Origin of the sequence: Candidatus Cyrtobacter comes (genome assembly GCF_034470605.1) — a bacterium.
GTDB lineage: Bacteria > Pseudomonadota > Alphaproteobacteria > Rickettsiales > Midichloriaceae > Cyrtobacter > Cyrtobacter comes.
The window spans coordinates 1-8,144 of the sequence record NZ_JARGYT010000054.1; the positions used below are offsets into that span (position 1 = coordinate 1).

General features: G+C 33.0%; 7 protein-coding genes. 4 read left to right on the forward strand and 3 right to left on the reverse strand.

Translation table 11 applies throughout. The annotated features are described in order from the left end of the window. Positions 1-951 precede the first annotated feature (951 nt). From Cyrtocomes_RS04205 to Cyrtocomes_RS04215, 3 genes are read right to left on the reverse strand one after another with little or no spacing between them, the layout of a single operon-like run. Positions 952-1,977: a hypothetical protein gene (locus Cyrtocomes_RS04205; protein ID WP_322497951.1), complete on the reverse strand. Its 1,026-nt coding sequence runs from the start codon at positions 1,975-1,977 to the stop codon at positions 952-954. Beyond that, the gene (locus tag Cyrtocomes_RS04210) at positions 1,934-2,344 is read right to left on the reverse strand and encodes an ExbD/TolR family protein (protein WP_322497952.1); all 411 of its coding nucleotides are present in this window, start codon (positions 2,342-2,344) and stop codon (positions 1,934-1,936) included. Before Cyrtocomes_RS04210 ends, Cyrtocomes_RS04205 begins: the two co-directional genes overlap by 44 nt. Next, positions 2,344-3,054 carry a MotA/TolQ/ExbB proton channel family protein gene (locus Cyrtocomes_RS04215; protein WP_322497953.1) on the reverse strand — a complete coding sequence of 237 codons (711 nt, stop codon included), beginning with the start codon at positions 3,052-3,054 and terminating at the stop codon, positions 2,344-2,346. Before Cyrtocomes_RS04215 ends, Cyrtocomes_RS04210 begins: the two co-directional genes overlap by 1 nt. A gap of 118 nt (positions 3,055-3,172) precedes the next feature. Here Cyrtocomes_RS04215 and gshB point away from each other — a divergent pair, with 118 nt between their 5' ends. From gshB to Cyrtocomes_RS04235, 4 genes are all read left to right on the forward strand, one after another. Then, positions 3,173-4,120, forward strand: a complete 948-nt coding sequence (gshB, locus tag Cyrtocomes_RS04220; protein WP_322497954.1) for a glutathione synthase — start codon at positions 3,173-3,175, stop codon at positions 4,118-4,120. 12 nt (positions 4,121-4,132) lie between these two features. Continuing rightward, positions 4,133-4,786, forward strand: coding sequence for a guanylate kinase (gene gmk, locus Cyrtocomes_RS04225; protein WP_322497955.1), 654 nt, complete (start codon positions 4,133-4,135; stop codon positions 4,784-4,786). A gap of 262 nt (positions 4,787-5,048) precedes the next feature. Then, entirely contained in the window at positions 5,049-7,283 is a 2,235-nt protein-coding gene (locus Cyrtocomes_RS04230; protein ID WP_322497956.1) for a VirB4 family type IV secretion/conjugal transfer ATPase, read from the forward strand. Beyond that, on the forward strand, positions 7,280-8,059 hold the full coding sequence (locus Cyrtocomes_RS04235) for a hypothetical protein (protein WP_322497957.1): 780 nt from the start codon (positions 7,280-7,282) through the stop codon (positions 8,057-8,059). The genes Cyrtocomes_RS04230 and Cyrtocomes_RS04235 overlap by 4 nt, the downstream gene beginning before the upstream one ends. Positions 8,060-8,144: the final 85 nt, after the last annotated feature.

Here is an 8,144-nt window from a genome sequence, read left to right on the forward strand (position 1 = left end):
CGCTAAACTCAAAGAAAATCGACGCTTAGCATTACGATTTGAGAAATCCGATCTCTCTTTCCTTGCCTTTATAGCTTTAGCATCTATTAAATACAACCTTTGTTAACAGTGCCTATCAAGCCAATTTTGCCAGTCTTTTTTGAATATATGTATATAGCTCTCTAAGATAGGAATATCTCTTGGTGATTTACCAATGCTCTTGACCTCCTTCTCCACAGCTTCTCCAGCCGTGTATTATCATCTGAAACGGTATATTCATTATCCTAGCTCGAAAGCTAACATTATTAAGGTACATCGATACAGACATGTATTTCTCTTTGAGAGAATATTTTATTTTTTGTTCAATCTGCCACATTATTTGCACCTATACCTTTGCGTGACTATAACCATTCTTGATCATGGTTTTGTTAGAGCAAAATTTACACACCTTCATAGCACATTCATTTAACACACGTTGTCACGCTATCACATCACTGTAATAAAACCATTTCAGTTGGCTTTATCAAAATAAAGAGCTATATGTATAGCTGAGTCAGTATAAAACGTCATATAAAACAGGAATTAAGAAGCTGATCTATAGAGCAATTATTGCGCCATTCTATACTATCTTATCTATATGTTGTTTTTGTTGGCTAGTCATTAGACCGAAATCCAATAGCTGGGTTAACATGAAAGGTTGGATTGAAGAATAGAATTAATTAATTTTGCTCTTTATATTAGGCTTTTCAAAACTTCTTTATTGCACCAAGTAATGTATTATAGCTAAAGCGTCATAAAATAATACTAACCTTATAAATACTTTAATTATTATTGAGTTAAATTTAATAAAATTACTTTTTATATAATCATTTTATACTGCTTGAGCTATATTCACCATAACTTCTTAGAAGATAAAAAGGGCTATATGCACTGATTTAGCTTATATTTTTCTTATATATAACAGTTGCTGTGCTATATATCTTCAGAGCTGAACGTCAATTCTATCTCTTTCCATTGGGAAAATTTCTTTGGAGAGAGCCCTGAAATTGGGGAGGCGTTTGCAATTGCCATTATAACACTATCTAAAAATGCGCTGTAACTAGTATTATTAGATTGTGTAGGAATATTTCTTATTGCAATAACAGAACCATCTTCTGAAAGTCTTATTACAACCTTAACATACATAATATTATCTACGGTACCAAATATAACAGGATTCCATATGCTTCTTATTTGAGATCTTATTGCCTCAACTTCATCTCCAGTCATATTGGAAGCTTCGTCATGAGAGGTTTTATCAGCAAGTATTTCATCTATGATGCTTTGTTTATCATGGTTATTCTTTTTTAAAGAAACGTTTTTAACTTGCTTTTGCTTTAATTCTTTATCATTTTTTTCATTTCTTTTATTAGAAGTCACCTTGTTTTCTTTTATATCTTTAGAGCCTTTTATTGGTGGTTTATTGGTTGTAATGTTCTTTTTTACATCATGTTTCTTTGGTGCTGCATCTTTATTATTTTTTTTCTCTATCTTCTTCTCGGTCTTCTTTTCTACCTTGTTTTTTTGAGTAGCTATCTTGCGCTTTATATCATCTGGTTTAGGGGCGGATTGCGTTGATGTAAGTGGGTTATTTTCTGGGGTTGAAATTTTTAAATTTTCTACCGATGATTGCGTTAATGTTATTGTGGGTTTAGGTAATGTACTATCAGCTGATTTTTGTTCTATCTCTATTTTTTCTGAGGTTACATTACTATTTTTTGCGGGCTCAATCTTCTTTACGCTAATATTTGCGCGACTTCTATTCTCTTCTATCTCGTCAACTTGAATGATAACACTAGAGCTTGGATTATCATATAAAGTTTTTTCCAGGCTAAATGACTTAACTAATATCGCAAATAAAAAAAACAAATGAGCAAAAAATGATATTATAAAACTAATATCAAGCATCTCTAATTTATCTGTCTTCTTTTTGAGTAACAAGAGAAACTGTTTGTACATTATTCTGCTTTAATAGTGAGATTAATTTCGTAATTTTACCATATTCTGCTTTTGTATCACCATAAATCAGAGCGGAACATTGCTTGTTTTTATTAATTATAGAGGAAATTTTTACTGCAAAATCCTCTGTGGATACCGCATGATTTTCTATTCTAATAACTCCGCTTTCAGATACCGCAATGGAAACCACGCAGTCACTCTTCTCTAGTACTGAAGAAGAGTTAACATCTGGTAAGGTAACATGTTCAGCTGTTGTTATCTCCTCAGCTGTTATCATAAAGATAATAAGAAGAACAAGTAAAACATCTATAAATGGGGTAACATTTATAGACGAAATGACCCCGTGTTTTCTTCTGTTAATGAACATTAATCCTCACTAGAGATGGATGTGATTACCTTTAAAGCAAAGCTTTCTGCTCTATCGCTCATAGAATTTAGATCAGAAGTGAATTTATTATAAAATATTGAAGAAGGTATGGCAACCGCAAGCCCTATAGCGGTTGCTAATAAAGCCTCAGCAATTCCGGGTGCTACAACTGAAAGTGCTACAGATTTCACACTAGCTATAGCTTTAAAGCTATTCATTATACCCCAAACAGTTCCAAAAAGCCCTATAAACGGAGCGTTATTTGCGATTGTAGCAAGAAAATTGATATTGGCACCTATATTTTCAAATGACCTTCCTGCCGCAATTTTCATATTGCCCCAAACCTCATCTTTGGAAGTATATTTTATATCTTTACCATTAAGATTGCCAGTAGCGGCTGCAAGCATTGCGGCAAACGGATGCTTTGTAATTATTTTACCTCCGCTAGAAACTTCTCTATATATATTCTCTATCGGGTAATTTTTCATTAGAAGTGTCTCTATAATTAAGGATATTTGTGCAGATTTTTTGAATAATATTAACTTATCTATTATTATAGCCCAGCTAACTATAGAGCCAAGAAAAAGCAATATGATAACTAATTTTACTATCAGCCCAGCATTCAAGAAAAGCTCTATAAAAGAAAAATCCACAAACTGAACTTTTGTAGCCTGAGCTGTATTCACGTTCTTAACAACAATTAACAACAAGGATTACTACCAGTATTTTGATTCATTATCAATATTCCATTGTGCGGCCCATGATTTTTTAGATATATTATGTTATAACGTATGGCTACATTTGGATTATTATAAAACGGTTTAGAAGATGAAGATTGGTGTGATCATGGACAATATTCATGGGCTTAATTTAAAAAATGATAGTACATTAAGAATAGCGAAAGCACTTAGTGCACATGGGAATGAGCTTTTTTTTATTGATTATGAAAAAATAACACTCTCAACTGCTCTGATCGCTGAGTGCTATACGTTTAACATAAATGATTGCTTAATTGGTAAGGAGCTTGATATCAGGAGCTTTAAAATGGAATTATCCGATTGCGATATTATACTAATCAGAAAAGATCCTCCTTTTGATATGAAATATATAACGCTGACTTATCTATTAGATATCATATCAAAAAATACATTAATATTAAACTCTCCTGCTTCGATCAGGGCCTTTCCTGAAAAGCTATCGCCACTTTTATTTAAAAATCTAACGCCCGATACTATAATATCAGCGGATTTAGCTGAGTTGATAGCTTTTTTAAAAAAGTATAAAAAAATTGTTATAAAGCCTATATACCAGCATGGTGGTCGAGATGTTGAAAAAATTTCTTTTGATGAATATAATTGTGAGGCTAAGATAGCGGCCAAGTTATTGGAGTTTGGGCATATAATAGCTCAGGATTTTATTGATGAAGTTGGTGATAAAAGAGTAATCATGTTGCAAGGCCGTACTATTGGGCAATTTAAACGTATTCCACAAGAGGGGGAATTTAGAGCGAATATTGCGCTTGGCTCAAGTGTTTTTAAAACAGATTTAACGCAAAGAGAGCGTGAAATATGCGAGATCATCTCTAATTTCTTGATAAATAATGAAATTTTTCTTGCTGGCATAGATATTGCTGGAGAAAAACTTATAGAGATAAACATAACATCACCAACAGGTATAGTTCAGCTCAATAAGCTATATGGCGAGGTTTTTGAAGAAGAAATAGCATCGGCTATTGAAACAAAGTTCCACTCTTGGTATAAGCCTGCAACCAGATAAACTCACTATAATATGTTTGATTGCAATAAAATAAGCAGAAGGGGGTTGATGTTCATACTATCAGCCCCATCAGGAACTGGAAAGACCACATTATCAAAGATGCTGAAAGAGGAGGATGAACATATACATACTTCTATCTCTGTAACCACAAGGGAAAAAAGACCAGAGGAGAAAAATGGTAGAGAGTATATATTTATCACAAGAAACGAATTTAGAAAAATGGTTGAGAATGGGGAGTTTCTTGAATATGCAGAGGTATTTGGGAATTTATATGGAACACCAAAGCATTTTGTAGAGCAAAAACTTGCTTTAGGTGAAGATGTCCTATTCGATATAGATTGGCAGGGGCATAGGCAAATAATCTCAACTGCTCGTGAAGATGTTGCAAGTGTATTTTTACTTCCACCATCAAAAGAGGAGTTGGCAAACAGGTTAATAAAAAGACATATAGAAGATAGTGATTCATTGTTTGTGGATTATAGACTAAGAGAAGCAGATAGCGAAATAATGCATTGGCATGAATATGATTATATAATAATTAATAAATATTTGGATCAAAGTCTTTCAAAGCTTGTTTCAATATTAAAAGCAGAAAGATTAAAAAAAGAGCGAAGAACCGGTCTAAAGGGTTTTATAAGCAGTTTAGTAGACCATCCAGTTATATAGAGTTCCTATACAAGTAATTTATATCTAATAAGAACTATAAGGGCTAGCTTTGAAATTATTTTATAGCGCCCTTATCTATAGCGCCATTATATGGGGTTTTTAGTAAAAGAAGCTATAACCAAAGCTATGCTGTGCTGCTATAGTATATCCAAGATTATTATTTAGTTATATTTTAAGATTAAAAAATTTTTATAAAATACTTGATCAAAATTTATGTACATATACCCTTTCTATTAAAGATGGGATTCTGAAAATTATTTCTGTGGATTTTATTAATAGTTCTGTAGAGCGGTTAGTACCCGTGGTGTGTCATTATGATAAGGATACTTTGATTACGGAGAATGCTGATTTAATCCAAACAATAGAAATAACAGGTGTAGAGGCTTTAGGTAGTAATTTTAGAAAATTCAATCTACGTAATGTGGTGAGAGATACGTTAACAGAAAATATAAACCTATCTAAATATGCATTTTATATACATGTCTTAAATCAAAGTAGGGATATTACAAGGAAAGCTAATTTTCAGCATCAATTTGCACATAAACTTGATGATATATGGTCAAAAGAAAATAATCTGCACAATCAAATGGTTAATTTTCTTTATGTGACCATAGTTTATATAGGCAAAAGAGATAAGTTTTTAAACTACAATGAGATAAAAAATACACTACTTTTTCCTTTATATAAGAAAAAAGCTTTGAAAAAGATGGAAGAAAATGTAGCTGAATTATCTTCTATCACAAAAAAGATACTAACGAAGGTTAGTGCGTTTGATGCTAGGATCTTATCTACTTTTGAGAAAAATGGGGCTACTTTCTCGCAAAATTTATCATTTATTGCGAGCCTTATTCAATTATCTGAAAAAGAAATTGAAATAGGAGAGTATAGTCTTGCGTTACCCCTTGCACACAACTTTGGAATACAGCACGGATTTAATTATCTAGAGCTTTATAAGTTTAATCCTAAGCGTAGGTACGCAATAGCTACTATCTTAACTATTAAGGGGGTATATGATTTACCAGAACTTGCTTCTTCATTAATTTTGGAGCATTCACATAACTACTTAATTACCGAATCTATTTTTTTCGCAAATAAGAATAATGCAATAAAAAATCAAGATAGGATAAAGCGGCTATTTACTGCATGTAAAGGTGAAGATCTTGCCTCAAAGATGAAGTTATCGAAAATTTTAGATGCCGATACAGATAACTATAATACAAGGCAAATAACAATTGCGTTATTCTCTGCAGATGAAAAGGGGCTGGAAGAGAATATATCATTAATGTGTAAAAAATTAAATAAAGTAGGTATTTCTTTTATTAGAGAGGACTTTAACTTGCCTAAATGTTTTTGGTCACAGGTACCTGGGAATTCCCAATATATATCAAGGCTAAATGGTTCTACAAATGATGTGATTGGTGAATTTGCTTTTATAGCGAATAAAAATTCAGGTTTTTATAATGGTAGCAAGTGGGGTAACCCTGTTTCAATTTTTAGAAAAAAAGATAACTTTTTTCCTTATTATTTTAATTTTCATAATGGTGATAATGGTCATACAATGATTGTAGGGCCATCACACAGTGGTAAGACTATATTAACAAGGTTTTTAATAACACAGGCAACTAGGTTTAATCCAAAGGTAATATATATAGATATAGAAGGTAAGGCGGGTAGATTTTTAAATAAGCTAGATGCCAAATCCCTGCATATAGAAGGGAAAGAATTGCAAATAGATATCTTTGATAAGCGAAATTACTTAAACAATACAAAAGATCTAAGATTTTCAATTTTAAAGCTGCTATTTGCTGGATATTCTAGAGATAGGGATTATGTTGAAAGTATATATAAAGAGTTAAGTGCAATATCAGATCTTAAGGGGCAGGCTGCGTTTCATAAGCTGAAGGAGATTGTATCACTAACCGAGGACAGTGTGATTAAGAAAAATTTAGACCAAATAGAAAAAGATGTTGTTAGTTATATGCTTGAGGATAATCTGGAAAGCGTTATTAATGCGCATAAAATAATTAATATCGATTTTTCCAAATGTGTATTAGGGCCACATATCAGCTTATTTTTAAATCTACTTTTATTGAGAATTGTTGATTATCTTGACGGAAGCCCCGCAATAATAGCGTTAAATCGCTGCGCAAGCGTACTGGCCTCTAGTTTGATATCAGAGCAATTGCCAGTTTGGCTTAAATCCTTATCAGAAAAGAATGCTATTATTCTTTTTTCAACGGATTTCTCACAGGAGCTTAGGCCAAATCAGAAACTAAGTGCTGCATTTAGTAATTTTGCTACGCAAATATTTCTCTCAGATAAATTTGCTGATAAAAATTTACAAAAGTATTTTATGCTTACTAATAGTGACTTGTTAACTATTAGACATAATAGCCAAAATGAGAGAACATTTTTATTAAAACAGGCTGGGGAAAGCGTTTCTATATCATTTAATATGAATGATATGCATGAAGTTCTTAAAGTATTAGAAGGATGAGGGGAATATTATCTTTGTGTATACTTATTTTGATAAGTGTTTGTAACGCTTATGCCCATGATCTTTTTTGTAAGCATTGGCTGAGAGGAAATTTTAAGGGGGAGGAGAGTGTTCTATATCCTGCTAATAGTGGTTTGAAAAGAGATACATCACTTGATGAAGAAGGTGTGGTTGGGCAATGCCATGATAAATTTCCACTTTGGGTTGAGAGGGTTAAATTTGAGAGAATAGGTACTAATCCATTTGACGTTAAGTATAAGATTACAAAGCAATATTGTTGGGCCAGGTTTCCACTTGATGGTTCTGGTAATTGTGGTTCTCCAAGTGTTTCGAAGTGGTGGGGGCCTTTCCCGGTTGGATGGACATGGGAACCTCCAAACTATACTTCTTGGGGCCTTACATATGATGCGCAAATTAGTCCTTCAGATCTAGGGGCGGGATGCAAGGCTAATATAAATGTTGCATGGTTACATAATTATGAAGTTTGCAGATATAGGCCTGGTGTTGAGATGAAGCATGGTGGTAATAACGATTCAAAGCAAACAAAAATATGCGCGTATTATGAATCTTGGTTTTTTACTCAAATTATAGCTGGTCGGTCTGATTACCAATCAAACCTTGTTGGGTGTATAGATGAACCACTTAAGCCCACTCCTGGGACGTATAACCTAGCTATACCAGCTGGGAATGAGCCGTACGTAGATACATCACTAACTATGCAGCAGCTGCTAGATCTAGGGAGTAGATTTTATTCTCCTGTAGTTAGGCACTGTTAACAAAGGTTTTGCCAAATAATGGAAAAGATGCAATATTATATTGGAGGCGATAAATATGGTATTTAGATGGATAAAAGGTTGTTTC

Bases quoted from the DNA above. Each gene is read 5' to 3' on its own strand.
- Cyrtocomes_RS04205 (WP_322497951.1), bottom strand. From the start codon at position 1,977: ATGTACAAACAGTTTCTCTTGTTACTCAAAAAGAAGACAGATAAATTA.
- Cyrtocomes_RS04210 (WP_322497952.1), bottom strand. From the start codon at position 2,344: ATGTTCATTAACAGAAGAAAACACGGGGTCATTTCGTCTATAAATGTT.
- gshB (WP_322497954.1), top strand. From the start codon at position 3,173: ATGAAGATTGGTGTGATCATGGACAATATTCATGGGCTTAATTTAAAA.
- gmk (WP_322497955.1), top strand. From the start codon at position 4,133: ATGTTTGATTGCAATAAAATAAGCAGAAGGGGGTTGATGTTCATACTA.
- Cyrtocomes_RS04235 (WP_322497957.1), top strand. From the start codon at position 7,280: ATGAGGGGAATATTATCTTTGTGTATACTTATTTTGATAAGTGTTTGT.